The organism is Aeromonas sp. FDAARGOS 1406 (genome assembly GCF_019048565.1).
In the GTDB taxonomy this organism is placed as follows: Bacteria; Pseudomonadota; Gammaproteobacteria; order Enterobacterales; family Aeromonadaceae; genus Aeromonas; species Aeromonas caviae.
Window position 1 is genome coordinate 2,485,818 of record NZ_CP077378.1, and the last position, 26,437, is coordinate 2,512,254.

General features: G+C 64.1%; 19 protein-coding genes and 2 pseudogenes. 11 read left to right on the forward strand and 10 right to left on the reverse strand.

Translation table 11 applies throughout. The features are described from left to right. Positions 1 to 8: 8 nt before the first annotated feature. The 5 genes from mglC to I6L36_RS11685 form a co-directional block, all read right to left on the reverse strand. A complete protein-coding gene (gene mglC, locus I6L36_RS11665) occupies positions 9 to 1,019 on the reverse strand; it encodes a galactose/methyl galactoside ABC transporter permease MglC (protein WP_010676014.1) in 1,011 nt (336 codons plus the stop codon). A gap of 15 nt (positions 1,020 to 1,034) precedes the next feature. Then, positions 1,035 to 2,555 carry a galactose/methyl galactoside ABC transporter ATP-binding protein MglA gene (gene mglA / locus I6L36_RS11670; RefSeq protein WP_010676015.1) on the reverse strand — a complete coding sequence of 507 codons (1,521 nt, stop codon included), beginning with the start codon at positions 2,553 to 2,555 and terminating at the stop codon, positions 1,035 to 1,037. 53 nt (positions 2,556 to 2,608) lie between these two features. Continuing rightward, complete coding sequence (mglB, locus tag I6L36_RS11675) at positions 2,609 to 3,595, reverse strand: galactose/glucose ABC transporter substrate-binding protein MglB (protein WP_010676016.1); 987 nt, start codon at positions 3,593 to 3,595, stop codon at positions 2,609 to 2,611. Positions 3,596 to 3,814: 219 nt separating this feature from the next. Further along, positions 3,815 to 6,889: a beta-galactosidase gene (locus I6L36_RS11680; RefSeq protein ID WP_053288025.1), complete on the reverse strand. Its 3,075-nt coding sequence runs from the start codon at positions 6,887 to 6,889 to the stop codon at positions 3,815 to 3,817. Positions 6,890 to 7,529: 640 nt separating this feature from the next. Continuing rightward, the gene (locus tag I6L36_RS11685; protein WP_010676018.1) at positions 7,530 to 8,534 is read right to left on the reverse strand and encodes a substrate-binding domain-containing protein; all 1,005 of its coding nucleotides are present in this window, start codon (positions 8,532 to 8,534) and stop codon (positions 7,530 to 7,532) included. A 216-nt stretch (positions 8,535 to 8,750) separates the two neighbouring features. On the opposite strand from I6L36_RS11685, the gene galE reads away from it, so the two are divergent. From galE to bacA, 6 genes and pseudogenes are all read left to right on the forward strand, one after another. Next, positions 8,751 to 9,764, forward strand: coding sequence for a UDP-glucose 4-epimerase GalE (gene galE, locus I6L36_RS11690; protein ID WP_053288024.1), 1,014 nt, complete (start codon positions 8,751 to 8,753; stop codon positions 9,762 to 9,764). A 49-nt stretch (positions 9,765 to 9,813) separates the two neighbouring features. Next, the gene (locus I6L36_RS11695) at positions 9,814 to 10,872 is read left to right on the forward strand and encodes a UDP-glucose--hexose-1-phosphate uridylyltransferase (protein ID WP_053288023.1); all 1,059 of its coding nucleotides are present in this window, start codon (positions 9,814 to 9,816) and stop codon (positions 10,870 to 10,872) included. Continuing rightward, positions 10,869 to 12,017, forward strand: coding sequence for a galactokinase (gene galK, locus I6L36_RS11700; RefSeq protein WP_053288022.1), 1,149 nt, complete (start codon positions 10,869 to 10,871; stop codon positions 12,015 to 12,017). Before I6L36_RS11695 ends, galK begins: the two co-directional genes overlap by 4 nt. An 87-nt stretch (positions 12,018 to 12,104) precedes the next feature. Then, positions 12,105 to 13,112 carry a galactose-1-epimerase gene (locus tag I6L36_RS11705; protein ID WP_053288021.1) on the forward strand — a complete coding sequence of 336 codons (1,008 nt, stop codon included), beginning with the start codon at positions 12,105 to 12,107 and terminating at the stop codon, positions 13,110 to 13,112. 142 nt (positions 13,113 to 13,254) lie between these two features. Next, a pseudogene (locus tag I6L36_RS11710) lies at positions 13,255 to 14,247 on the forward strand (aldo/keto reductase); the annotation flags it as partial. Positions 14,248 to 14,504: 257 nt separating this feature from the next. Continuing rightward, a complete protein-coding gene (bacA, locus tag I6L36_RS11715; RefSeq protein WP_053288020.1) occupies positions 14,505 to 15,320 on the forward strand; it encodes an undecaprenyl-diphosphate phosphatase in 816 nt (271 codons plus the stop codon). 54 nt (positions 15,321 to 15,374) lie between these two features. Here the strand turns inward: bacA and I6L36_RS11720 are convergent, their stop codons facing one another. From I6L36_RS11720 to I6L36_RS11735, 4 genes are all read right to left on the reverse strand, one after another. Then, positions 15,375 to 16,577: an ISL3-like element ISAeme19 family transposase gene (locus tag I6L36_RS11720; protein ID WP_080988673.1), complete on the reverse strand. Its 1,203-nt coding sequence runs from the start codon at positions 16,575 to 16,577 to the stop codon at positions 15,375 to 15,377. Between the two features lie 167 nt (positions 16,578 to 16,744). Further along, positions 16,745 to 17,410 carry a ChrR family anti-sigma-E factor gene (locus I6L36_RS11725; RefSeq protein ID WP_053288019.1) on the reverse strand — a complete coding sequence of 222 codons (666 nt, stop codon included), beginning with the start codon at positions 17,408 to 17,410 and terminating at the stop codon, positions 16,745 to 16,747. Beyond that, positions 17,403 to 17,972, reverse strand: a complete 570-nt coding sequence (locus tag I6L36_RS11730) for a sigma-70 family RNA polymerase sigma factor (RefSeq protein ID WP_010676026.1) — start codon at positions 17,970 to 17,972, stop codon at positions 17,403 to 17,405. Before I6L36_RS11730 ends, I6L36_RS11725 begins: the two co-directional genes overlap by 8 nt. 124 nt (positions 17,973 to 18,096) lie before the next feature. After that, positions 18,097 to 18,663, reverse strand: coding sequence for an LON peptidase substrate-binding domain-containing protein (locus I6L36_RS11735; protein WP_010676027.1), 567 nt, complete (start codon positions 18,661 to 18,663; stop codon positions 18,097 to 18,099). Positions 18,664 to 18,977: 314 nt separating this feature from the next. Here I6L36_RS11735 and argS point away from each other — a divergent pair, with 314 nt between their 5' ends. The 4 genes from argS (at position 18,978) to hslU (ending at position 23,693) form a co-directional block, all read left to right on the forward strand. Beyond that, positions 18,978 to 20,723 (forward strand): arginine--tRNA ligase, encoded by a 1,746-nt coding sequence (gene argS / locus I6L36_RS11740; protein WP_053288018.1) that lies wholly within the window; start codon positions 18,978 to 18,980, stop codon positions 20,721 to 20,723. A 3-nt stretch (positions 20,724 to 20,726) separates the two neighbouring features. Further along, positions 20,727 to 21,575 carry an SPOR domain-containing protein gene (locus I6L36_RS11745; protein ID WP_052815344.1) on the forward strand — a complete coding sequence of 283 codons (849 nt, stop codon included), beginning with the start codon at positions 20,727 to 20,729 and terminating at the stop codon, positions 21,573 to 21,575. Between the two features lie 186 nt (positions 21,576 to 21,761). Next, on the forward strand, positions 21,762 to 22,295 hold the full coding sequence (gene hslV / locus I6L36_RS11750) for an ATP-dependent protease subunit HslV (RefSeq protein WP_041214255.1): 534 nt from the start codon (positions 21,762 to 21,764) through the stop codon (positions 22,293 to 22,295). Between the two features lie 69 nt (positions 22,296 to 22,364). After that, a complete protein-coding gene (gene hslU, locus I6L36_RS11755) occupies positions 22,365 to 23,693 on the forward strand; it encodes an HslU--HslV peptidase ATPase subunit (RefSeq protein WP_010676031.1) in 1,329 nt (442 codons plus the stop codon). Between the two features lie 88 nt (positions 23,694 to 23,781). Here hslU and I6L36_RS11760 read toward each other — a convergent pair whose 3' ends face one another. Further along, positions 23,782 to 25,206: an MFS transporter gene (locus I6L36_RS11760; protein WP_216986696.1), complete on the reverse strand. Its 1,425-nt coding sequence runs from the start codon at positions 25,204 to 25,206 to the stop codon at positions 23,782 to 23,784. Between the two features lie 168 nt (positions 25,207 to 25,374). On the opposite strand from I6L36_RS11760, the pseudogene I6L36_RS11765 reads away from it, so the two are divergent. Continuing rightward, positions 25,375 to 26,295 (forward strand): annotated as a pseudogene (locus I6L36_RS11765) (LysR family transcriptional regulator). The last annotated feature ends 142 nt before the right edge of the window (positions 26,296 to 26,437 follow it).

Below are 26,437 nucleotides of genomic sequence, written 5' to 3' on the forward strand. Positions count from 1 at the left end.
GCCAATGCTTACTTCTTCTTGGCGTACTTCATGGAGTCCAGGGCTACCGCCAGGATGATGATGCCGCCCTTGATGATGAACTGCCAGTAAGGGCTGACACCGATGTAGGTCAAACCATAGTTGATCAGCGTGAAGATAAGTACGCCGGTGATCACACCCGCGACAGTTCCCACACCGCCGGCAAACGAAACGCCCCCCACCACGCAGGCCGCGATGGCATCCAGCTCGTACATGAAGCCGAGGTTGTTGGTGGCACTGCCGATCCGCCCCGCTTCCAGCATGCCGCCGAAGGCGTAGAAGACACCGGCCAGGGCATAGATGACCACCAGGTTGACGGCGACGTTGACGCCGGACACCTTGGCCGCTTCCGGGTTGCCACCGATGGCGAAGATGTTCTTGCCAAAGCGGGTCTTGTTCCACAGCACCCAGACGAAGACGCTGGCGATGGCCGCATAGAAGGTCAGGTACGAGAGCTTGAACCCGCCAATCCGGATGAAGCCCTGCGCAAAGTTGGAGAAGCGAGGGTCAAACCCGGCCACCGGGGAAGCCCCCACGGAGTCGAAATAGAGGGAGTTGATGCCGTAAACGATGATCATGGTGCCCAGGGTGGTGATGAAGGGCGTCACGTTCAGGTAGGCGACGATCAGGCCGTTGACCAGACCAATCAGGGCGCCCACCACGCACACCAGCAGGATCACCGCCGGAATGGGCACCTCCCCCAGGGTGGGGAAGACCTTGTTCACGTTGGTCAGGGCCTGCAGCATGGTGGCCGCGATCAGCGCCGCCAGACCGACCTGACGACCGGCCGACAGGTCAGTACCCTGGGTGATGATGATGCCCGCCACCCCGAGGGCAATGATGACCCGTACCGAGGACTGGGTCAGGATGTTGCTGAGGTTGGTGAGGCTGAGGAAGGAGGGCTCCTTGATCACGATGATCATGAGCAACACCAGCAACACCACATAGATGCCGTTCTCTTTGAGCGCCTGCATCAGATTGAAATTTTTAGCCGACTCCATAATGTCTTCCTGTCTTTATAGGTACAGAGATGCCAGGCGCAGGATCTCGCTCTGGTCAGTTTCTTTGGTGTTGACGATCCCCGCGACCCGGCCATTGCTCATGACCATGATTCGGTCCGTGATGCCGAGCAGTTCCGGCATTTCGGAGGAGATGATGACGATGCCCTTGTCCTTCTTCGCCAGCTCCAGGATGAGCTGGTAGATCTCGAACTTGGCGCCGACGTCGATACCCCGGGTCGGTTCATCCAGCATCAGGATCTCGGGCTGGGTCAGCAGCCAGCGACCGATGATCACCTTCTGCTGGTTGCCACCGGAGAGGGAGCCGATCTGGGTCTGCTGGGTCGGTGTCTTGACCCGCATGGAGTCGATGACCCACTGGGTATCGCTCTTCATCTTGTTGTCGCTGAGCAGCCCCATGGATCCCTTGTAGTTGTCCATGTTGGCGATCAGGGAGTTGAAGGCGATGTCGAGGCGTGAATAGATCCCGGTGGAGCGGCGCTCCTCGGTCACCAGAGCGAAGCCGTTCTGGATCGCCTCGTGGGCGTTGTGGTTCGCCACCTCTTTGCCGTGCAGCTTGATGGTCCCTTCGCTGCGATCGCGGATGCCGAACAGGGTCTCCACGATGTCGGTGCGCTTGGCCCCCACCAGACCGGCGATGCCGAGGATCTCCCCCTTGTGCAGGTTGAAGGTCACGTCCTTGATGGAAGGCTGGTTCTTGGCCGTCAGGTGCTCGACCTCGAGGATCACCTCTTTGGGCTGGTTGGTTTTTTCCGGGAAGCGCTGGGTGAGCTCGCGGCCGACCATCATGCCGATGATCTGATCCATGGTCATGCCCTTGAGGGGCTGGGTCGCCACCCACTGGCCATCCCGCAATATGGTGATCTCGTCACAGAGCTGGAAGATCTCTTCCATCTTGTGGGAGATGTAGACGATGCCGCACCCCTTCTCCTTGAGCTTGTTGATGATCTTGAAGAGGTGGTTGACCTCTTTCTCGGTCAGGGAGGAGGTGGGTTCGTCCATGATGACGATCTTGGCGTCATAGGAGAATGCCTTGGCAATCTCGATCATCTGCATCTGGGAAACCGACAGGGTGCCGACCTTGACCCTGGGGTCGATGTCGATGTCCAGCTCCTCGAAGATATGCTTGGTGTCCTGATACATCTTGCCGTGGTCGACAAACAGTCCCTTGGTGGGATAGCGGCCGAGCCACATGTTGTCCATCACGGTGCGTTGCAGTACCAGGTTCAGCTCCTGGTGCACCATGGAAACGCCATTCTCCAGCGCCTCTTTGGACGAGGTGAAGTTGATCTCCTGTCCCTTGAAGAAGATCTTGCCCTGATCCTTCTCGTAGATGCCGAACAGGCACTTGAGCAGCGTGGACTTCCCTGCGCCATTCTCGCCCATCAACGCATGCACAGAATGAGGACGGACCCGTAAATTGACATTATCGAGTGCCTTGACGCCAGGAAAGCTCTTACTGACGTCAATCATCTCCAACAGCCATTCTGATTGTTGCCGTGTTGTCATATCAGCCATCACATCTGGTTGAAAAGAGGACAAGGGGATCTCCCTTGCCCTGAGGGGAGGAATTACTCGAATTGGGACAGGTTGTCTTTGTCTACGCCCACGTAGGCAACGCGGACGACCTTGTTGTCGATCTTCCAGTTGGTGCCTTCACCGGCCGGCTTGCCTTCGGCCAGGTTCTTGGTCAGCTCGAAGGTGGCCTTGGCCTGGTTGGCCGCATCGTTCAGCACGGTACCAGCCATGGCACCGCTCTTGACCATGGCCAGGGCTTCCGGCAGGGCGTCAACACCGAACACCGGGATGGCGGTCTTGCCCTGGGCCTTCAGGGATTCCACGGCGCCCATCGCCATGCCGTCGTTGTTGGCGATGACCACTTCGATCTTGTTGGCGTTCGGACCGGAGATCCAGGCGTCCATCTTGTCCTTGGCCATGGCGGTATCCCACATACCGGTATCCATGTGCAGCTGCTCGGTCTTGATGCCGCCATCGTTCAAGGTCTTGACGACGTAGGTGGTGCGGGCTTCCGCATCCGGGTGACCAGGCTCACCCTTGAGCAGCACGAACTGGATGACGCCATCCTTGTTCAGATCCCACTCGGGGTGCGCTTTCCAGTGCTTGGCGATCAGCTGGCCCTGGATGATTCCGGACTCTTTAGAGTCGGTTCCCACGTAGTAGGCCTTGTCATAGCTGGCCAGGTCGGCCGCGCTCGGTTCCTTGTTGTAGAAGACCACGGGGATCTCGTCCGCACGGGCTTTCTCAATCACGACAGGGGCCGCCGCCGGGTCAACCAGGTTGATGGCCAGGGCCTTCACGCCCTTGGCCAGCAGCACGTCGATCTGGTCGTTCTGCTTGGACTGGTCGTTCTGGGAGTCGTTCATCAGCAGTTCCACACCCGGGGTGGCCGCCGCTTCTTTCTCGATGGCCTTGCGCACCACGGCCATGAAGTTGTCGTCGTACTTGTAGACGGTGACCCCGATACGGGTATCGGCCTGGGCTTGGGCTCCCGCCATCAGTCCCATCAGCAAGGTGGCAACTGTCGTGAGTTTTTTCATTGTTATGCTCCGATCTCTATCTGTTTTTTGTAGGGAATGCTGTACACCGTTTGAACTGGCGCCAGCCTAATGTAATCAGTTTGTTGTGAGGCGGTCTGTGATCCTGGCAACAAAATGAAAACGTTTACACTCTGTTACATAGCCGTAATATTGTTAAAAATTAAATAGTTACGTGAGAAACTGCCTTTGGGTCTCGCCATCTCGCGACGGCGGGTCCGGCTAGCTCAGACGGCAGTGCCAGTGATAACGCCCCGGCAACAGCCAGAACTCGGGCCGCACGCTCTGGCTCCAGGAGTCGTCGCCTCCTACCCCCATGTGGAAGCCATCGAGGCACAGGTGCGTGCCCCCCAGAGCCACCAGATCAGTCTGGTGACGGGCTTCGGCCAGTTGCTGCTGACTGTAGCGGCTGACGCTGAAGTGGAAGCGCCCCTCCACCGCCAGATCCCCCAGTTGCAGTGCGCGGGTATCGCAGCGCAGTCCGTTGTCGGTGGGGAAGACATAAGGGGTGTGCAACGCCTCGATGGGCAATTGCCAGCGACCGAGATCGGCGGCGAGCCGGCGATCCGGGTAATTCTCGTGGGGGCCAAGCCCCAGCCAGCTCACCGGGGCACCTTCGGCCGGTTCATCGGCCAGCCAGAGCCGGGCACCGATGCGCGGCAGGGAGGGCATGTCGGCGGCCACCTCCACCTCGATGGCGAGGTGCATGGCGCCCTCCCCGTCCATCCTGTGATGCCAGCGGGTCAGGATCTTCGGCTCGTCACCCACGAAGTAGCCGTGGTGCGCCGTGATGAGACCCAGCTCCGGACTCGCCTCCAGGCCGAGACAGCGGTGCTGCAGATCATTGAGTCCGGCCTCCTGCCAGCGGGCAATCCAGGCGTTGGGATCGGCGTGATCCGCCTCGCTGGTGCCGATATCGTTGTCGAGCGGCGCCCGATAGAAATGATCGGCGATGGCGTCGCGCAGCCGCTCGCGGCCCTGCTTCTGCCAGCTGACGATGCGACCACTGGCCTTGTCGAGCTGCCACAGGGAATCTGCGGCGCCAAGCACCCAGTGATCGCGCTGCTCGGTCAGGCTGACCGCCGGGCAGGCCGACGGCAGCGCCAGGGGCGCGGGCAACAGGCATTGCTGGCGAGCCACCTCGTGACCCGCTCCGGCCCAGGCCGTGGCGGTGGGCTGCACGATGGCGAGATCCAGCCAGGCGAGCGCCCCCGGCGCAAAGGCCGGCAGTTGCTCCAGCAGGGTCAGCGTCACGCTCCCCCGGGGGGCCAGCTCGAGCGGGCATTCACCCTGGCTCACCACCACGCCGTCTTCACACAGACGCCACTGCAGGCGTTCGTTGTCCGTCTCGCGGAACAGGTATTCGCTGCGGATCTCCACCGTCAGCGGCTGGCGACCCTGCAGGGTCAGAACAAAGGGCTGCTGGGCACGCCGGGCTTCAAACAGGGAGGGATGGGGGGTGCGATCGGGGAACAGCAGGCCGTTGCAGCAGAACTGGCGATCGTTGGGAGTGTCGCCGAAATCGCCACCATAGGCCCAGAAATGGCGGCCATCGTCGGTCTGCTTGTCCAGCCCCTGATCGACCCAGTCCCAGACAAACCCACCCTGCAGCCGCGGATGATCGCGAAATGCCTGCCAGTAATGGGCATAGCCCCCCAGGCTGTTGCCCATGGCGTGGGCGTATTCGCACAGGATCAGCGGCCGGGTCTCTTCCGGCAGGCCGATCCACTTGGCCAGCGCCCACTTGGGCACCGCCGGGAAGGGTTGATCCTGATGGGTACGGGCATACATGGGGCAGATGATGTCGGTGGCCGGGGTGTCGGCCCCGCCCCCTTCGTACTGCACCGGACGGCTGGGATCCGCCCCCTTCACCCAGCGATACATGGCGTCGTGGGCCGGGCCATAACCTGATTCGTTCCCCAGGGACCAGATGATGATGCAGGGGTGGTTGAAGTCCCGGGCCACCATGCGGGTAACACGCTCCAGGAAGGCGTTGCTCCAGGCGGGATCCCGCGCCAGCCGCCCCATGGGGGTCATGCCGTGGGTCTCCAGGTTCGCCTCGTCCACCACATAGAGGCCGAGCCGGTCGCACAGGCGATAGAGCTCGGGGTGATTGGGATAGTGGGAGCAGCGCACCGCGTTGAAGTTGTGCCGCTTCATCAGCAGCAGATCCTGCTCCATGTCGGCCGGGGTCACCACGTGACCCGTGGCGGGATGGTGTTCATGGCGATTGGCACCACGAATCAGCAGGGGCTGACCGTTGACCCGCAGCAGGCCGCCACGGATCTCCACCGCCCGGAAGCCCACGTCATGGGCCTCGCTCTCGAGGACGCTTCCCTGCTCGTCCAGCAGGGTCAGGGTCAGGCGATAGAGATGCGGGGTCTCGGCGCTCCACTTGTGTGGCGCCGTTACCGTCAGCCACAGCTCGGCGCGATCGTCATACACCCCTTTCTCGTCGATGGCCTGGGTGCCGATCCGCTGGCGCAGGGTCGCCACCCGCTCGTCGCCATCATAGAGGTTGGCCTCCACCGACAGACCGGCTCCGTTGGCCGCCTGCAATTCAACCTTGAGGCGGGCATCCCGGTAGCAGGCGTCGAGCTCGGGCGTCACCCGGATATCCATCAGATGACGGGCCGGTTTGTGCAGCAGGCTGACGGAGCGGAAGATGCCGCTCATGCGCCACATGTCCTGATCTTCCAGATAGGAGCCGTCAGACCAGCGCAGCACCAGGACGGCGAGGCGGTTGGCCCCGGCCTGAAGGAAGGGGGTCAGATCGAATTCCGCCGGCAGCCGGCTGTCCTGGGAGTAGCCGACCCAGCGGCCGTTGCAGAAGAGGTGAAACGCGCTGTCCACTCCGTCGAAGATGATCCGGGTCTGCCCCTCGGCCAGCCAGTCCGCAGCAACGGTGAACTCGCGGGAGTAGCAACCGGTGGGATTCTCGGCAGGCACCCGGGGCGGGTCGCAGGGAAAGGGGTACTTGATGTTGGTGTAGATGGGCACATCCGTGACGGGCCGCGCCCCTGGGTAGGCCGCAGCCAGTTGCCAGTTGCCCGGCACCTTGATGGGACAGGCATCCGGCAGATCCTCCACCAGCCACTGCTCCGGCACCCGCTCCGGGGCCTCGAACCAGGAGAACTGCCACTCGCCGTCCAGCAGCAGGCGGGAAGGTGACAACCCCCCTATCCTGGCTTCCCCTTCACTGCGCCAACTGGACAAGGGGGTATGGGCTGGCAACCGGTTCACGGCGGTGATCCCCTGGGTCTGCCAATCCTGACGGGCCACTATCTCCCTGAGCATGCTTCACTTCTCCCTGCATTCACGCTGAAAACCACTGCAGTGTAGGAGAGTTTTGCCCGGTGATCGGCGATCCCGCTCACACAGATGTAAACGATTACACTCGTTTTGTTAAGTAAAACGGAGTAAAAATCGGATAAATCCGGGTAAATGACCCCAAGGGGGGAAAAGCGGACCTTCGGAAGGGCAAAAGATGCCCGGGAGTGTGAAACCGGGAGGCAATGGCCGAACCAGCGGAGCAAGCCATGGCAAAGACCCGACATCGTGCCCCCTCGCCTCAACCCGGTTCCGGGCACACAGCCCGGTCTCTCGAAGGAGTGTGCAGGGACCACGAGAGCCCCTGCCCGGCGCAGAGAAAAGCCATGGCGAGCGTCTGGCAGGATCTGGCCGGAAGTGAGGCTCGGCAGGCCGGGGGAGAGGGGCTCGTGACAGACGAGCGGGAAGAACTGGCGAGTTCGGCAGGCAGGGAGCGTGAGGGGACGGTTCTCACTCCTCAGACAGTCCTTTATGGTCTGCGCTAGCCATGCTTTCAGCTATCCATGGTCTGAGCTATCTATCGTCTGAGCTATGGGGGCGCTTTATATGCTGCAGTCCGGGTTCGCCAGGCGCAGCGCTTGCGCCGACGGGGGCGCAAGCGCTGCGATCAGGACCTGACGGGAGCGACCGAATGACGGTTGATCAGGGTGGGGGTATAGATGCGGCTCTGCACCGATTCGCTCTCCCCTGCGGCGAGTTGCAGCGCCAGCTTGGCCGCCTGGGCCGCCATCAGCTCGATGGGATAGCGCATGGTGGAGAGCTTGGGTCTCAGGTATCTGGCGTAGATGATGTCATCGAAGCCCACCACAGACACCTCTTCCGGCACCTTGAGGCCGTTGTCCGCCAGCACGGAGATGGCCCCTGCCGCCATGGCGTCGTTGTAGGCCACCACCGCCGTGATGGGCAACCCCTTGGCCAGCAGGTTGAGCATGGCGCGCTCGCCCCCCTCTTCATTGGGCATGCCGCTCTCCACCAGCTCGGGATCGGCGAAGACCTCCGCCTCCGCCAGGGCATCCTGATAGCCCTGGTGGCGCAACAGCGCATCCTCGATGGCGTGATCCGAGCTCAGGAAGGCGATATGGCGGTGGCCGAGATCCAGCAGATGACGGGTGGCGGTCGCCGCACCCTGGCGGTTGTTGAGGGCGATGCAGCGCCCCCTCAGACTCGGAATGTCGCGGTTGATCAGCACCATGCCGGGGGCGCGCAGGGCGTAGTCGACCAGCTCCTCGTCGCCGAGCGCCTTGCTGTGCACCACCAGTGCCTCGCAGCGTTTGCCGATGAGCAGCTCGATGGCCTCCCGCTCCTGCTGGGCGCGGTGAAAACCATTACCCATCAACAGGTGCAAGCCCTGCTCCACCGCCACCGCCGCGACCCCTTTGACCAGGGCGCCGAAGAAAGGATCCGCCACGTCCCCCACCACCACTCCCATGGTGTCACAGGTCTGGCTGACCAGGGCCCGCGCGTTGGCGTTGGGGGTATAGCCCAGCTCGGCCATGGCCTTCAGCACCACCTCGCGGGAGGCGGCACTGGCCTTGGGTGAGTTGTTCATCACCCGTGAAACCGTTGCCACAGACACATTGGCCAAACGGGCGACATCCTTGATGGTGCTCATGCTGTTTTCACTTATTTCACGCTGCAACTGGCCGCATTATACCGTTCAATGTCACTGATAACAGGGGGAAAAATCAGAACTTGCCACATTGGTCGATGAAAACAAGTGTAATCGTTTACACATATTTGTTAAGCAGCTCACAGTTTGCCCGTCAGCCCCTCGGCTAGACTCCTGCTCAGGCTTTCCTGATACGAGGAGTTGAGGGTGGAACAACGGATGAAAGTACTGGTCACCGGCGGTTGCGGCTACATCGGCAGCCACACCTGTCTGGCCTTGCAGGCCGCAGGCATGGAGCCCGTGGTGGTGGACAACCTCTGCAACAGCAAGGCGGGCGTCCTGACCCGTGTCGCCGCCATCAGCGGGCGCGAACCCCGCTTCTACGAAGGGGACATCCGTGACCCGGCCCTGCTGGATCGCATCTTCAGCGAGCAGCACATCGACGCCGTGATCCACTTCGCCGCCCTCAAGGCGGTCGGCGAGTCGACCCGCATCCCGCTGGACTACTACGAGAACAACCTGAGCGGCACCCTGGTATTGCTGCAGGCGATGAAACGGGCCGAGGTACGCAATCTGGTGTTCAGCTCGTCGGCCACCGTCTACGGCGATCCCGCCAGCACCCCGATCCGGGAAGATTTTCCCCGCAGCGCCACCAACCCCTATGGCCGATCCAAGCTGATCATCGAGGAGATCCTCGAGGATCTGCAGCGGGCCGAGCCCCACTGGAGCATGACCCTGCTGCGCTATTTCAACCCCGTCGGCGCCCACGAGTCCGGCACTCTGGGGGAGGATCCCCAGGGCATCCCCAACAATCTGATGCCGTTTTTGACCCAGGTCGCCATCGGCCGGCGCGACTGCCTCTCGGTCTTTGGTAACGATTACCCAACCATCGACGGCACCGGGGTGCGCGACTACATCCATGTGATGGATCTCGCCGAAGGGCACGTCAAGGCTCTGGAACACTGCGCCGGACGGGGCGGTGTCCACGCCTACAACCTGGGCACGGGCCAGGGCCAGAGCGTGTTGCAGATGGTCGCGGCGTTCGAGGCTGCCTGCGGTCGGCCCCTTCCCTACCGGATCGAGCCACGGCGCCCCGGCGACATCGCCGAGTGCTGGGCCGATCCCGCCAAGGCCGCTCGGGAACTGGACTGGCACGCCAGCCGGGATCTCGCCGCCATGTGCGCCGACAGCTGGCGCTGGCAGTCCGCCAACCCCAATGGTTACGAGGCGTAGGCCCTGGCCTGTGCCTTCGGATGTATTCAACTCACACACTGGAGTGATGATGTTCAACCCCGTTGATCACCCCCACCGCCGCTTCAACCCGCTCACCGGCCAGTACGTGCTGGTCTCCCCTCACAGGGCCAAGCGCCCCTGGCAAGGCCAGGTCGAGAAGGTGAGCCTGGCGCCGAGCCAGGCCCATGATCCCGACTGCTTCCTCTGTGCGGGCAACACCCGGGTGACCGGCGATATCAACCCCGACTATCAGGGCACCTTCGTCTTTACCAACGACTTCGCCGCCCTGATGCAGGACACCCCGGCCGCTGACGCGGTGCCGGATCCCCTGCTGAAGCTGGAAGCCGCCCGGGGCACCAGCCGGGTCATCTGCTTCTCGCCGGATCACGGCAAGACCCTGCCCGAGCTGCCCCTGCCCGCCATCGAAGGGGTGATCACGACCTGGATGGACCAGGTGGCCGAGCTCTCTGACCAGTGGGAATGGGTCCAAGTCTTTGAAAACAAGGGCGCCGTCATGGGCTGCTCCAATCCGCACCCTCACGGCCAGCTCTGGGGCAGCGACTTCCTGCCCAACGAGATTGCCCGGGAAGAGGCGCACCAGCGCGCCTGGCAGGCCGAACACGGCCGCCCCCTGCTGCTGGACTATGTGGAACGGGAGCTGGCGGATCGCTCCCGCATCGTGGTGGAGACGGCCCACTGGCTGGCGGTGGTGCCCTTCTGGGCGGCCTGGCCGTTCGAGACCCTGCTGCTGCCCAAAGCCCATGTTCCCTCCATGCTGGATCTCACCCGGGAACAGCAACAGGATCTGGCCATCGCGCTCAAGGAGCTCACCAGCCGCTACGACAACCTGTTCCAGTGCAGCTTCCCCTACTCCATGGGCTGGCACTTCGCCCCGCCCCGTTCCGACTGCCCCGAGGCGTGGCAACTGCACGCCCACTTCTATCCGCCCCTGCTGCGCTCCGCCACGGTGCGCAAATTCATGGTGGGCTTCGAGATGCTGGCCGAAACCCAGCGCGATCTCACCCCGGAACAGGCGGCGGAACGGCTGCTCGCCCTCAGTCCCATCCACTACAACGACCAGAACCAGGCCAACGAGGAGGCCCTATGACCCCGAGCCAGCGCGTCAGCGCCGTGTTTGCCGAGCAGTTTGAGCAACAACCCGACCTGCTGGTACGGGCTCCAGGCCGCGTCAACCTCATCGGCGAGCACACCGACTACAACGACGGCTTCGTGCTGCCCTGCGCCATCGACTACGAGACCTGCGTCGCCATCGGCCTGCGCGGCGACAACCTGGTCGAAGTGATCGCCGCCGACTACGACAACCAGCGCGACCGGTTCAGTCTCGATCACCCCATCGAGCACCACCCCAGCCAGCGCTGGAGCGACTACATCCGCGGCGTGGTGAAACACCTGCAGGCACGAGGCCACGCCCTGCGCGGCCTCAATCTGGTGGTCTCCGGCAACGTGCCCCAGGGGACGGGTCTCTCCTCCTCCGCTTCCCTGGAGGTAGCCATCGGCCAGGCCTTCAAGGAGGCCCAGGGGCTGGCCATCAGCCAGGCGGAAATTGCCCTCAACGGCCAGCAGGCGGAGAACCAGTTCGTCGGCTGCAACTGCGGCATCATGGATCAGATGATCTCCGCGAGCGGCAAGCAGGATCACGCCCTGCTGCTCGATTGCCGTTCCCTGGAGACCCGGCTCATCCCCATGCCGACCGATCTGGCGGTGCTCATCGTCAACTCCAACGTGCGCCGCGGCCTGGTGGACAGCGAATACAACACCCGTCGCCAGCAGTGCGAAACCGCCGCCCGTCACTACGGGGTCAAGGCCCTGCGCAACCTGGATCTGGCGACCCTGGAAGCGGGCAAGGCCGGTCTGGACGAGGCCTGCTATCGCCGTGCCCGCCACGTTGTCGGCGAGAACGCCCGCACTCTGGCGGCGGCCGATGCGCTGGCACAGGGCGATCTGGTGCGCCTCGGCGAGCTGATGGGCCAGTCCCACGCCGCCATGCGCGATGACTTCGAGATCACCGTGCCTCCCATCGACGGCCTGGTGGAGATCATCAAGGCCCGGATCGGCAGCGAAGGCGGTGTGCGCATGACCGGCGGCGGTTTTGGCGGCTGCGTGGTCGCCCTGCTGCGCCCCGAGAAGGTGGCCGAGGTGATCGCCGTGGTGGAGGCGGAATACCCGGCCCGTTTCGGCCTCAAGGCGGACTGCTACGTCTGCCGTGCCAGCGCAGGGGCCGGCAGACTGTAACGCACGCCTGACAACGGGTGACGCCCCCTGCCCGGCACTCGCGACGCCGGCAGGGGGCGACGGGATCACGACGGGGAACCGCAAACCATGATGAGATTCGAGCTGGAAAACGAGGAGGGACTGCGGCTGCGCGGTCTCGCATACGGGGCCACCCTCACCTCCCTCACCCTGCCGGTGGCGGGAGAGCGGCGGGAGGTGCTGCTGGGTTGCGCCGACGAGGCCTACCTCACCCAGCAGGTATGGCTGGGGGCCGTGGCGGGGCGCTTTGCCAACCGCATCGGCGGCGCCCGCCTTGAGCGGGAAGGCCAGTGCTGGACGCTGGACGCCAACCAGGGGGCCAACTGCCTGCACGGCGGGCGCGACGGGTTCCATCGCCGCACCTGGCAGATCAAGGAGCAGGAGGCGGACAGGGTCAAGCTGGCGCTCCTCTCCCGGGCGGGGGATCAGGGCTTTCCCGGCAATCTGAGGGTGAGCCTGGAGTATCGGCTGGAGCAGTGCGATCTGGTGGTCGACTTCTGCGCCAGCACGGACGCCCCCAGCCCGGTCAACCTCACCAGCCACGCCTACTTCAACCTGGATGGCGGTGGCGACATCCGCCACCACACCATCAGCCTAGACGCCGACCGCTACCTGCCCACGGATGACCAGAGCCTGCCGCTGGCCATCGCCCCGGTGGAAGGCCCCTTCGATCTGCGCGCCCCCCGCCCCATCGGCCAGGCGTGGCTGGACCACCCCCAGCAGCAGTTGGCCAAGGGGTACGATCACGCATTTCTGCTCAACAACAGCGTTTTTGTGCCTACTGATGAGCCGTTTGGTGGGTCCAGCCAGCCATGGGCCGCCCGGGTGATCTCGGGGGATGGCAAGCTGGCGATGGCGGTCTACACCAACCAGCCCTCACTGCAGTTCTACAGCGGCAACTGGCTGACCGGCACACCGGATCGTCAGGGCCGACCCTACCGGGATTACGACGGCTTCTGCCTGGAGGCCCAGCAATTGCCCGACAGCCCGAACCGGCCCGCCCTCGGCGATCCCTGGTTGCTGCCGGGGCAGCGTTATCGCCACCAGACCCGTTATCGCTTTATTCCTGCCCCCTGACAGCCCCGCTCGGGCAGACGAAGGAGCCCGGGCGCGCCGCCACGTCATGGCGGCCCCGATGGCACCGCCGAGTCAGCCGGGGTGAGGCCGGCCGCAGGGCCCGCCGCTCCTCATTGCACACCAGCCAAGGAACCGCACCGTGATGGATGACAACTACCTCGCCGCCCCCGACCGCTACCAGCGCCAGCCCTACCGACCGGCGGGCCGCCACGGCCTGCGCCTGCCCGGCATCGGTCTGGGCCTTTGGCACAACTTCGGCGCCGGGAGCGATCCCGCCACCGCGAAGGCCATGGTGCATCAGGCGTTCGATCTGGGGATCACCCACTTCGATCTCGCCAACAACTACGGGCCGCCGCCGGGATCTGCCGAACTGACCTTCGGCACGCTGCTCAAGAGGAGCCTGGCTCCCTATCGGGACGAGCTCATCATCGCCAGCAAGGCGGGATACGTGATGTGGGACGGCCCCTACGGCGATGGCGGCAGCGCCAAGTACCTCTTCGCCAGCCTGCACCAGAGCCTGCGCCGTCTGGGCCTCGACTACGTGGACATCTTCTATCACCACAGGCCGGATCCCCGCACCCCGCTCGAGGAGACCTGCCAGGCCCTGGCCCTGATGGTGCGCCAGGGCAAGGCGCTCTACATCGGCCTCTCCAACTACCCGGCCCCGCTCGCGGCCAAGGCTGCCGCCCGGCTGGCGGAGCTCGGCACCCCCTGCCTGGTCAACCAGCTCAAATACTCCCTGTTCCAACGCGATATTGAGCCCGACACCCTGCCGGCCTGCCGGGAGCACGGCATGGGGGTGGTCGCCTTCTCGCCCCTGGCGGGGGGGCTGCTGAGCGATCGCTACCTGGCGGGCATTCCCGCGGATTCCCGCGCCGCCAGTGCCAGCCCCTTCCTCACGGCGGACCAGATCACCGAAGAGAAGCTCGCCACCGTCCGCGCCCTGCATGCACTGGCCCTGCAACGGGGTCAGTCCCTGTCGCAACTCGCACTGCAATGGGTGCTGCGCGACCCCGTGGTGAGCTGCGCCCTGATCGGCGCCAGCCATCCCCAACAGATAACGAGCGCCGTCGAGGCCCTGGGGCAGCCCCCCCTGGACGATGATCTTCAACAGAAAATCCTGTCCATACTGGCCCGACAGCACAAAGAGATCATAAAACAGAGGTCAACTGGCGTGACTGACCTGTCAGAACGTGACGGGGCCGTCATGGCTTCTGACAGCATGTGGCAAGCCGCGCCCTGCATGGTCCGCCAGCGCCCTTTTCCGGCCGGAACAGGGCGCTGAAATCCCCAATATTCACTGGTTGCCCGCGTGATTTTCCGCCATCATTGGCCGCCCCGACCCGTTCGGGGTTGATTTTATCCAGACCCCATAACCAAGAGATCTGCACCATGACCGAATCCTACGCCCTGTTCGTCGCCTTTGTGCTGGGTATAGTGGAAGGCCTGACCGAGTTCCTCCCCGTCTCCTCCACCGGCCACATGATCATCGTCGGCCACCTCCTCGGGTTTGAAGGACCCAAGGCCGCCACCTTCGAGGTGGTGATCCAGCTCGGCTCCATCCTGGCAGTGGTCGTCATGTTCTGGCGCCGCCTGTTCGGACTCATCGGCATTCACTTCGGTCAGAAACCGACCCCGGGCCACGCGACCCTCTCCCTGGTGCACGTCATCCTCGGCATGCTGCCCGCCGTGCTCGTCGGGCTGGCTATCCACAGCTGGATCAAGGCCAATCTGTTCGGGCCGGAAACCGTGATGTATGCCCTGGTGGCCGGCGGCATCCTGCTCATCATCGCCGAAAAGTTCCGCCCCGCCGTGACCGCGGAGACCCTGGACGACATCAGCTACAAGCAGGCCTTCGGCATCGGCCTGTTCCAGTGCCTGGCACTCTGGCCCGGTTTCTCCCGCTCCGGCGCCACCATCAGCGGCGGCATGCTGATGGGCATCAGCCGCCACGCGGCAGCAGAATTCTCCTTCATCATGGCGGTACCCATGATGATCGCGGCCAGCGGCCTGGATCTCTACAAGAGCCGCGATTTCCTCTCCATGGCGGACTTCCCCATGTTTGCGGTGGGCTTCGTCACCGCCTTCGTGGTGGCCATGGTCGCCATCAAGACCTTCCTGGCGCTGATCCGTCGTCTCGACTTCATCCCGTTCGCCATCTACCGCTTCCTGCTGGCCTTCGTCGTCTACCTGGTCTTCGTGGCCTGATGGGCTTCGCCGCCAAGCAACACAAAAGGGACCCGAGGGTCCCTTTTTTCAGGTTCATCGCGGCTTTCCGGGGAAGGCCGCCTTGATTTTCAGAAAAAAGTATTCTGAGTCCCTAAATCCATATGCCATGCGCTTTATCACTTTGATCTTGTTGTTCACCCCTTCCAGCACACTCGTGTGCATCGGGTAGTTTGCACTCGCCAGGATCCCCCGCATATATTTCGATAAATTTCGACCAAATCGTTGCAGCGGCGCTAGCCCGCTTTCCTTCACCTGCCGCATCCAGCTCCGCCATCGTCGCCATCCTTCCCACACGCTCGGCGCATACCAGATGCCCTTCAACGCCTCTTTCAGCACGTACACCATCGCCAGCGGTTGATTCGCCGCCAACAGCTCCTGCAACTTCACATCCTGTTTTTCACTCAGCTTCGCCCGATTACGTAGCAGCAACCAACGCGCACTTTTGACCACTTTTCGCGCCGGTTTATCGCTTTTCAGTGCATTCGCCTGCTCCACTCGCACCCGGTCCACCACCTCTCGGCCATAGCGAGCCACCACGTGGAACAGGTCGTAGACCACCTCCGCCTGCGGGCAGTGTTGCTTCACCTCCAGGTCGAACGCCGTGTTCATGTCCATCGCCACCGCCTCAATCTGCTGGCATCGCTCGCCGAGCTGCTCGAAGAAGGGACGGATAGCGGCCCGACTGTTGCCGTGCCCCACCCACAGGACGCGGGTTCGCTCGGCATCCATGATCACGGTGGCATAGCGGTGTCCCTTGTGCAGGGCAAACTCATCCATCACCAGCCGCCGCACCTCCCCAAGTTCGATGGTGCCCACACTAGTCTGCAAACGGCGCTTGTCGATCTCCTTGATGGTGTGCCAACCGACCCCGGTGAGCTGGCTGACATGGCGGATGGGGAGGTACTGAACGAGCGCTTCAATCCAGCACTGCATGCGCCGGGTGAGGCGGGAGCCAGAGGGGAGCCAGTCGATATGTTCACTGACGCGACCACAGCGCAGACAGTCGACGCGGCGAACAGGCAGTTGTAACCAGACTTGTCGGTCAAATAGGTCTCGCTCACGCACCCGGCGGATACGTTGGTCGTGGATCAATGGCGTGGGTTGCAGGCATCGGCGACAACGGGGCAAGAAGTCGGCGCGAGGCTCAAGGGTAAACAGGGTGTGATGGTTGGCAGAAAGCGCTTGGGCGATGACGGTATAACCTGGCCAGAAGGAGGTAATATCAATATGATGCACGGCGACAGCAGGGTGATGGTGGTGGTGTGTTTGGCGACAACCAGTTTACCAGCACCCTGTCTGTCAACTTCCACTTTCCCAGGATCCCGCGAAGAACCTTTTTTCATGCCGTGATACCGCCTCAGTCGCGCGGCAGCCCGCTATCGCCGAGCAGCCGTGATCCCAACTCAATAGAGGTGCTGGCTGATGCCGTTGAGCAGCCGTGACAGCCCCTTGGTGAACTGCACGGGGGCATCTTGCACCGTGTAGCAGAGGCAGCCGTCCGGGGTGTGGGGGCTGTGGGCGTGGCTGGCGTCACGCCAGATGAAATCCCCCGCCTGATAGCGGGTGTCGCCATCCTCGATGGTGCCCGCCAGCAGCAGGGTCAGCTCATATCCCTTGTGGGTGTGCTCCGGGATCCGCCCCCCCGCCTCGATGTGCAGCAGGTTGGCCCGCGCACCCATCTCGTCCAGGGGCAGGCTGACCTGACGGATGGCCCCGAGATGACGCCACCTGGGGGCATGATGCCTTGCCAATGCCCGCGGCAGCCGGTAACTGTGACCCGCCACCCTGAGCTCTGGCCTCGGGCTCTCGGCAAGGGCGAGCGCCGCCTCCGTCGCCACCGGCTGTTGCAGTATGCCCGCCAGCATGGCATCGAATCCGGCGGGCAGCGCCTCGTCCGGCGCGTCAGGGGCGAGATGCTGGCACGCCAGCGCCTCTTCAAATTCCTTCACCCGGGCGGCGCACTCGGGGCAGAACTCGCAATGGGCGGAGACACCGACGGCCAGCGGCAGAGGCAGCTCGTCGGCAGCGAAGGCGCGCAGCATGGGTTCAGTCGGATGGGTCTTAATCATGGCCTTGCTCCACTTGTTCCTTCAGTTTCTGTAGTGCCAGCCGCAGCCGGGACTTGATGGTGCCAAGGGGCACGCCGAGCCGGTCGGCCAGCTCCTGCTGGGAGAGCTCCTGCAGGTAGATGCCGCGCACCACCTGCTGCTGCGGCTCCGGCAGCGTGGCGACATAGTGGGCCATCTGGCGGGTCAGCACCGCGTCTTCACCGCCGCTCAGGTGCTCCTCTTCGGCCCGGAATTCCAGCAGCGGCCAGATCTCCTCGGCGCAGAGCTCCTCCTTGCTGGCGCGGCGGCGGCGCAGCATGTCAAAGCTCTGGTTGCGCATCACTGTGTAGATCCAGGTGGTGGCGGCGCCCTTGTCGGGGTGATAGAGCCGTGCCTTCTGCCAGACCAGCAGCATGGTCTCCTGCACCAGTTCCATGGCGTTGGCCTCGCTGCCGAGGTGGCGCAGCCCGTAGCTGCGGATGCGCGGCGCGAAGTGGTGGAACAGGGTGGCGAAGGCAGCCTTGTCGGCACGCTCGGCCACCCGGACCAGCAAAGATGTGAGGTCGCCGTCTGGGTTGTCCATGGGGGGCGATGTCCTGCGTGGAGCCGATTGTGGTTGGCCAGTATATGCCATTGCGCCATCCCTCGCGTGTGGTGTTCACCCCCAATACGGTGAGCGAGGAAAAAGGATCACCGGGAAGGGGAATTCAATGGCTCGCGACCAGCAGACCGCTCAGCAGGGAGAGGGTGGGCTGGTTGTCCTTGGCCGCCACCAGCCACTGTTTTTGCTCCACCGGGATGGGCAGCACCTCCAGCCAGCGCTGGGCGACCCAGCTCGCATCCTCCCAGTCCGGCTCCGGATAGAGGGCCGCGTACTCCGGATAGTCGTTGAACACGTCCTGCAACGCCTTGGCCAGGGAGTGCTGATCCGCCTGGAGCCTGCCGCTCTGCCAGGGGGGAAGGGGCTCCACCTCGCCGACCCGCAGACCGTCCTCTTCCTGCCAGAGATCCGTGATGCGCACCCGCTCCACCCCGAGCACCGTGATGCCGAGCAAACCATCGGGCAGCAGATCGAAATCGATGATGCGCACCCGGGTGGCGATGGGGTACATGTTGCGCAGCGCGTCGGGCTGGCGGGGGTCCAGCATGCAGAGCGCGAACTCCCGCTCCCGGGACTCGGCGATCATGCGCTGGTATCTGGGCTCGAAGATGCGCAGCGGCATGATGCCGCCCGGCAGCAGGTGAGCGGAGAGTGGAAACAGTACCAGTGTCATGGGAATCATCCTCCAACGGCGTCCTCAAAGGATACGACCGCCACGGGAAGCGGGATCATTCAGATCGAATCGGTATAAATAACCCTGTCATAATCAGGGGAAAATAGCCTGGACAAGCCGTTTCGTTATGCAGTAGAAATGGATAACCACCACTTACCCAAATCAATATCCTGCAATGTGGTGGAAAACGCAGTGAAATATCCGCCACGCCCACGGGTGCGGGCCGTTCCTATAGTTTTCTCGGCCCGATGCGGGTAAAATTCACGCCCTTATCCAGTCAGTCACTTTTCGACGCGCAACCTCGGTGGTCAGTTATGAAAGAGCATATTCATCATCTACTTGAACAAACGGTAGCCAATCTCAAGTCCGCAGGCGTCCTGCCCGCCGACCTGGAAGCCCGGGTGCAAGTAGACCGATGCAAGGAGAAGGCTCACGGCGACCTGGCCACCAACCTGGCCATGCTGCTGGCCAAACCGGCCCGCAAGAATCCCCGCGAGCTGGCCGCTGCCATCATCGAGCACCTGCCCGCCTCCGATCTGATCGCCAAGGTCGAGATCGCCGGCCCCGGCTTCATCAACTTCTTCTTCGACCCGCGCTGGCTGGCCGGTCAGGTGGAAGCCATGGTGACCTCCGACAACGCCAACGTGAAGCTGCCGGCGCCGCAGACCGTGGTGGTGGACTACTCCGCCCCCAACGTGGCCAAGGAGATGGCGGTGCACCACATCCGCTCCACCGTGCTCGGTGACGTGGCCGCCCGCGCCCTCGAATTCCTGGGCCACAAGGTGGTGCGTGCCAACCACATCGGCGACTGGGGCACCCAGTTCGGCATGCTGATCGCCTATCTGGAGAAGATGGCCAACGAGCACGCCTCCGACATGGAGCTCAAGGACCTGGAAGCCTTCTACACCCAGGCCAAGCGTCACTATGACGAAGACGAAGCCTTCGCCGAGCGCGCCCGCAACTACGTGGTGAAACTGCAGGGTGGCGATGAGTACTGCCGCACCATGTGGAAGAAGCTGGTCGACATGACCATGGAGCAGAACCAGCGCAACTACGATCGCCTGAACATCTCCCTGTCCAACAAGGACATCATGGGCGAGTCCATGTACAACGACATGCTGCCGCAGATCGTTGCCGACCTGAAAGCCAAGGGGCTGGCGGTCGAGAGCGAAGGGGCCACCGTGGTCTTCCTGGACGAGTTCAAGAACAAGGATGGCGAGCCCATGGGCGTCATCATCCAGAAGAGCGACGGCGGTTTCCTCTACACCACCACCGACATCGCCTGCGCCAAATACCGTTACGAGAACCTGGGCGCCGACCGGGTCATGTACTTCATCGACTCCCGTCAGCACCAGCACCTGATGCAGGCCTGGACCATCACCCGCAAGGCGGGCTATGTGCCGGAGTCCGTTCCCCTCGAGCACCACGCCTTCGGCATGATGCTGGGCAAGGACGGCCGTCCCTACAAGACCCGCTCCGGCGGCACCGTCAAGCTGGTTGACCTGCTGAACGAAGCGGAAGAGCGCGCCAGCGCCCTGCTGGAGAGCCGCAACAGCGACCTCTCTGCCGAAGAGAAGGCCCAGGTGGTGCACGCCATCGCCATGGGCGCGGTCAAGTATGCGGATCTCTCCAAGAACCGCACCACCGACTACATCTTCGACTGGGATCTGATGCTGTCGTTTGAAGGCAACACCGCCCCCTACCTGCAATACGCCTACACCCGCATCCAGTCCATCTTCCGCAAGGCCGGCGTCGATGCCGATACCCTGAGCGGCAAGGTGGTCCTGAGCGAAGATGCCGAAGAGACCCTGGCCCAGAAGCTGATCCAGTTCTCCGACGCGGTCAACGGCGTGGCGGACAAGGGGATGCCGCACCTGCTCTGTACCTATCTGTATGAGCTCTCCGGCAACTTCATGACCTTCTACGAAGCCTGCCCGATCAACAAGGACGGCGTGGACGAGGCGACCCGCCAGAGCCGTCTGCTGCTGTGCGCCGCCACCGCCAAGGTGCTCAAGCTGGGCCTGGGCGTGCTGGGCATCCACACCCTGGAGCGCATGTAATAGATGGCGACCCGGGATTACGTCGGCAACAGCCCGAGACGACGGGCGGGTGGCCGTAACATCAAGAAAGCGGCCCCTCGCCGCTTTCCTGTTATCCCGGCACTGCTGGCCGGGGCCCTGGTCGTCGGTTTCGGCGCCTTCCTCTACCTCATCAACGGCAAGGGCGCCGATGCCCCCACCATCGAAGAGCAGGTGAAGGCCAACAAACCCAAGGCACAGGGCAATACCCTGCCCCAGGAGAAGTGGAGCTACATCGAGCGGCTGGAGAACAAGCAGGTGGACATCATAGAGCCGCCGCCCCAGCCGGGCGTGCTGCCGCCCCCGCCCGCCGAGACCATGACCCTGCAACCGGAGGCACTGCCCAAGCCGGTCGCGACCGACATCCCCCAGCCGGGAACCCCCATCGGTCAGGTGAAGCCCTATCAGCCGCAACCGGTGCAACCGGCCAAGCCGGCCACCGGCGCCCCGGTCGCCAGCGCCCGGGAGCAGGTGATCGACCAGAAGGCCGAGCGTGAGCGGATGGAGCGGGAGATCCGCGCCGAACTGGAGCGGGAGCGTGCCGAGGCCGCCAGGGCCAAGGCGGCGACCCAGACTGCACAGACCGCAGCCGCCGACGGCGGTCGCTACATGATGCAGTGTGCCGCCCTGCGCTCCCAGGATTCCGCGGAATCCCTCAAGGCGCGTATCGCCTTCACCGCCGGGCTATCTTCCAGCCTGCAGGTGGTCAACGGGGCCGGTGGCGCCGTCTACAAGGTGATGGTGGGCCCCTTCAACGGCAAGGCGGCGGCCGATGCGGCCAACCGCAAGCTGCAGGGCTCGGGCATCAGCGGCTGCATCCCCAAGAAGGGGTGATCGCCGCGTCCATGCACAGGGCCGGGTGGCAACACCCGGCCCTGTTTCTTTTGGCGCCATCCCGCGCCCACCCGATCCCTCCCCCGCGATCCGTGCTCGGCACAGGCTTGAAAAGCCGTTTTGCCATCCCCATCTTTTCCTCCATGCACAGTCAGGCCGTCATTCGGCTCAAGCGAGGTAAGTAAAGTGACTACCATAGTTTCAGTTCGCCGCAACGGTCAGGTCGTCATCGGTGGCGATGGCCAGGTTTCTCTTGGCAACACCGTCATGAAGGGCAACGCCCGCAAGGTTCATCGCCTCTACAACGGCAAGGTACTGGCTGGTTTCGCCGGCGGCACCGCCGACGCCTTCACCCTGCTCGAGCGCTTCGAAGCCAAACTGCAGGCCCATCAGGGCAACCTGGAGCGCGCCGCCGTGGCGCTGGCCAAGGACTGGCGCACCGATCGCGCCCTGCGCCGCCTCGAAGCGCTGCTGGCCGTCGCCGACGAGCACAAATCCTTCATCATCACCGGCAACGGTGACGTGGTGCAGCCGGAGCACGATCTCATCGCCATCGGCAGCGGCGGCAACTTTGCCCAGTCCGCCGCCATCGCCCTGCTGGAGAACACCGAGCTCGACGCCAAGAGCATTGTCGAGAAGTCCCTCAAGATTGCGGGCGACATCTGCGTCTTCACCAACGGCAACCACACCATCGAAGTACTGGACTACGCAGCCAAATAAGGCCGCCTTGCCAGACACCCCATTTTCCAAGGGGTGGGCCCTGCCCGCCCCGGATACAGGAACGCCACCATGTCCGAGATGACCCCGAGAGAAATCGTCCACGAGCTGGACAGACACATCATTGGTCAGGCCGACGCCAAGCGCGCGGTCGCCGTCGCCCTGCGCAACCGCTGGCGCCGGATGCAGCTCTCCGAGGAGATGCGCCACGAGGTGACCCCGAAGAACATCCTGATGATCGGCCCGACCGGCGTCGGCAAGACCGAGATCGCCCGTCGCCTGGCCAAGCTGGCCAACGCCCCCTTCATCAAGGTGGAAGCGACCAAGTTCACCGAAGTGGGCTATGTGGGCAAGGAAGTGGACAGCATCATCCGCGATCTGACCGATGTCGCCATCAAGCTGGTGCGCGAGACCGAGATGGAGAAGATGAAATACCGCGCCGAGGAAGCCGCCGAAGAGCGCATCCTCGACGCACTGCTGCCCAACCCGCGCAACAGCTGGGGTGAGGAAGAGAAAGCCGACAACTCCAACACCCGCCAGATCTTCCGCAAGAAACTGCGGGAAGGTCAGCTGGATGACAAGGAGATCGAGCTGGATCTGGCCGCCTCCCCCATGGGTGTCGAAATCATGACCCCGCCGGGCATGGAAGAGATGGCCAACCAGTTGCAGGGGCTGTTCCAGAACCTGGGCCAGAACCAGAAGAAGAAGCGCAAGATCAAGGTCAAGGAGGCCATGAAGGCGCTGATCGAAGAGGAAGCGGCCCGCCTGGTCAACCCGGAAGAGCTGAAGCAGAAGGCCATCGCCTCCGTCGAGAACAATGGCATCGTCTTCCTCGACGAGATCGACAAGATCTGCAAGCGCGGCGAGAGCTCAGGCCCGGACGTTTCCCGTGAAGGGGTTCAGCGCGACCTGCTGCCGCTGGTCGAGGGCTGCACCGTCAACACCAAGCACGGCATGGTCAAGACCGATCACATCCTGTTTGTCGCCTCCGGTGCCTTCCAGATCGCCAAGCCGTCCGACCTCATCCCCGAGCTGCAGGGCCGTCTGCCGATCCGGGTCGAGCTGACCGCCCTGACCACCGAAGACTTCGAGCGCATCCTGACCGAGCCGAACGCCTCCCTGACCGATCAGTACAAGGCGCTGATGGCCACCGAAGGGGTCAACATCGAGTTCACCCAGGATGGCATCCGCCGTCTGGCCGAAGCGGCCTGGCAGGTCAACGAGCGCACCGAGAATATCGGCGCCCGTCGTCTGCACACCGTGATGGAGCGGCTGATGGAAGACATCTCCTACGACGCCTCCGAGAAGTCAGGCGAGACCTTCGTCATCAACACCGACTACGTCAACGCCCACCTCGGCAAGCTGATTGAAGACGAGGATCTGAGCCGCTTCATTCTGTAACAGGTTGATCGATAACAAGGAGCTGAGCGGTTTACTATCCTGCTCAATCCCATAGCAAGACGCCTCCCCTGTGGAGGCGTCTTCGTTTTCAGCGTTCTCCCGACTCGCAGCCGTCCCGGGCCACATCACCCTGCACGGCACGCTCCTCCCTTCCCGCCAACCAGAGCGCACTCATCAGCAGCAAGGCCGTCAGGGCGAAGGTGACCCGGGTGGCAAACGCCAGCTCGTCCGCCGTCGCGAGGGCGAGATCGGGCCGCCCTACCAGGGCGGCGAACAGGCCCCCCAGCCCCGCCGCCCCCGTCAGCTGGCCCAGGTTGCGCGACAGGGTCAGCAGCCCGGCCACGGCGCCACGGCTCGCCCCCTCCGCCTCCCCCACCACGGCGCTGTTGTTGGCGGTCTGGAACAGGGCATAACCGGCGGTGAGCAGCAGGATGGGCAGCAGGTAGCCGAGGGGCCCGAGCGCCCTGTCCAGCAAGGCCAGCAAGACGGCGGCCACCACCATGAGTCCCAGGCCGAGGCGCACCACAGGGTTCGCCCCCACCCTGTCCACCAACCAGCCAGCGGGCATGCCGGACAGCGCCGCCAGCAGGGGGCCCATGGAGATCATCAGCCCCACCGTCCCCATGTCGAGGGCAAAGGCGCCGTGAAGGTAGAAAGGACCGATCAGCAGCGTCGCCACCATGACGTTGGCCACCAGCGCACTGGCGATGATCCCGCCTCTTCGCCTGGACGCCCCCAACAGCGCCAGAGGCAGCAGGGGGCGACGGGCGCCCGAGTCGGCACGCACGAAGAGCACCATGGCGACGAGCGCCCCTATCCCCGGCCAGACCCCGAGTGGGCTGCCCCGGGTCAGTGCCAGCCCGTAGCAGAGCAGCGCCGTCACCAGCAGCAACAGACTGGTGAGCGGGAGGCCTCCCTCGGCAGAGCCCGCCTCATCCCGGGGCAGATCCCGCCAGGCACACCCCAGCGCCAGCAACGCCAGGGGGAACAGCAGCAGGAAGGGTGCCTGCCAGCCAAATCCGCCGATCAACAGGCCGCCGAAGGAGGGGCCGAGCGCCGTGCCGCAGGCCGACAGGGTGCCGAGCAATCCCATGCTCCAGCCCCGTCGGGCTGGCGGCACCAGCTCTCCTGCCATGGCCAGCGAGAGCACCAGCATGCAGGCCGCACCCGCCCCTTGCAGGGTGCGAGCTGCAATGAGCCAGCTGATGGAAGGGGCCAGGGCGCACAGCAGGGAAGCCAGCGCAAAGACCCCGGTCCCCCAGAGCAGCAGGCGACGCCGCCCCAGACGATCCCCGAGCCGGCCCGCCACCACCGTCAGACTGGTGATCCCAAGCAGGTAGGCCACCAGCACCCATTGCAGGCTGGCGAAGGGCACGCCGAAGTCCTGCCCCAGGGCAGGCAGCACCAGGTTGGCCATGCTGCCCGCCAGCATGGGCAGCAGGGTGGCGAGCCCGAGCCCCGCGAGACCAAGACGGCGCGTCACGGGAGGGGGAACAAGAAGTGGTGTGGACATGGCAGTCTCTCCGGCAAGTGATGATGCACTCAGGCTAGCGGGGGAGATGACAAGGCGGAAGACGCACGGATTGCAGCTTATAGTTGCATCAGACGCCATATGAAGAGACGGCAACTCGCGTATCATGAAGGGGTCGGCCCGTCAGGCGCCGCCTGCGAGGAGACGACCATGACCCCGGATTTCAACCTGCTGATCACCCTGGATGCCCTGCTGGAAGAGGGCAGTGTGGCGGGCGCCGCCAGACGGCTAGGCCTGAGTGCTTCCGCCATGAGCCGGGCCCTGGCAAGGCTGCGGGATACCACGGGGGATCCGCTGCTGGTGCGGGCGGGACGCGGCCTGATCCCCACACCCCGGGCGCAGATCCTGCGGGATGAGGTTGCCCGCCTGGTTCAGGAGACCCGGGCCGTGCTGCGCCCCCAGCAGGAAGTAGACCCGGCGAGCCTGGAGCGCACCTTCCGCCTGCGATCCAGTGACGGCTTCGTGTAGGCGGTGGGCCCCGCCCTGCTGGCGCGCCTCGCCGTCGAGGCCCCCGGGGTGCGGCTGCACTTTCTGGCCAAACCCGACAAGGAGAGCGGCCCCCTGCGCCGTGGCGAGCTGGACTTCGAGACCGGGGTGATCGGCGCCACCACGGCCCCTGAGCTGCGCACCCAGGCCCTGTTCCAGGACCACTTCGTCGCCGTGGTGCACCCGGACCACCCCCTCTGCGACGGCACCCTGACCGTGGCGCGCTATGCCGCCGCGCGCCACGTGCTGGTCTCCCGCCGGGGCCAGCCTCACAGCCCCATCGACGAGATCCTCGCAGGCCAGGGGAAAAGACGCACCATCACCACCCTGGTACCCGGGTTTGCGACGGCGCTGGCCCTGGTCAGGGAGAGCAATCTGGTGGCGACGGTGCCGCACCTGCACTGCGCCAGCCTGCTCGGCGATCTGGTCACCCTGCCCCTGCCCTTCGCTCTGCCAGGGATCCGGGTCGCCCTGCTCTGGCACCCCAGTCAGGATGCCGATCCGGGCCACCGCTGGCTGCGCGCCCTGATACGGGACACCTGTGCCCGGCCCCCCTATCACACCGGGACCACCGACACCCCCTGATCCGGGTCAGGCAGCTCCCGGCTCCATCACCAGCCTCTTGTGGCCCGGGCACCCGCACCCGGGGCCTGAAGCGCCTGTCACCACCCCGTCACACCGACATGCCTGTGGCTTGGGCACAAGTGGTGGATCCTTCCCCCTGCCG

Coding starts and splice junctions, on each gene's coding strand:
- mglC (WP_010676014.1), bottom strand. CDS start 1,019: ATGGAGTCGGCTAAAAATTTCAATCTGATGCAGGCGCTCAAAGAGAAC.
- mglA (WP_010676015.1), bottom strand. CDS start 2,555: ATGGCTGATATGACAACACGGCAACAATCAGAATGGCTGTTGGAGATG.
- mglB (WP_010676016.1), bottom strand. CDS start 3,595: ATGAAAAAACTCACGACAGTTGCCACCTTGCTGATGGGACTGATGGCG.
- I6L36_RS11680 (WP_053288025.1), bottom strand. CDS start 6,889: ATGCTCAGGGAGATAGTGGCCCGTCAGGATTGGCAGACCCAGGGGATC.
- I6L36_RS11685 (WP_010676018.1), bottom strand. CDS start 8,534: ATGAGCACCATCAAGGATGTCGCCCGTTTGGCCAATGTGTCTGTGGCA.
- galE (WP_053288024.1), top strand. CDS start 8,751: ATGAAAGTACTGGTCACCGGCGGTTGCGGCTACATCGGCAGCCACACC.
- I6L36_RS11695 (WP_053288023.1), top strand. CDS start 9,814: ATGTTCAACCCCGTTGATCACCCCCACCGCCGCTTCAACCCGCTCACC.
- galK (WP_053288022.1), top strand. CDS start 10,869: ATGACCCCGAGCCAGCGCGTCAGCGCCGTGTTTGCCGAGCAGTTTGAG.
- I6L36_RS11705 (WP_053288021.1), top strand. CDS start 12,105: ATGATGAGATTCGAGCTGGAAAACGAGGAGGGACTGCGGCTGCGCGGT.
- bacA (WP_053288020.1), top strand. CDS start 14,505: ATGACCGAATCCTACGCCCTGTTCGTCGCCTTTGTGCTGGGTATAGTG.
- I6L36_RS11725 (WP_053288019.1), bottom strand. CDS start 17,410: ATGATTAAGACCCATCCGACTGAACCCATGCTGCGCGCCTTCGCTGCC.
- I6L36_RS11730 (WP_010676026.1), bottom strand. CDS start 17,972: ATGGACAACCCAGACGGCGACCTCACATCTTTGCTGGTCCGGGTGGCC.
- I6L36_RS11735 (WP_010676027.1), bottom strand. CDS start 18,663: ATGACACTGGTACTGTTTCCACTCTCCGCTCACCTGCTGCCGGGCGGC.
- argS (WP_053288018.1), top strand. CDS start 18,978: ATGAAAGAGCATATTCATCATCTACTTGAACAAACGGTAGCCAATCTC.
- I6L36_RS11745 (WP_052815344.1), top strand. CDS start 20,727: ATGGCGACCCGGGATTACGTCGGCAACAGCCCGAGACGACGGGCGGGT.
- hslU (WP_010676031.1), top strand. CDS start 22,365: ATGTCCGAGATGACCCCGAGAGAAATCGTCCACGAGCTGGACAGACAC.
- I6L36_RS11760 (WP_216986696.1), bottom strand. CDS start 25,206: ATGTCCACACCACTTCTTGTTCCCCCTCCCGTGACGCGCCGTCTTGGT.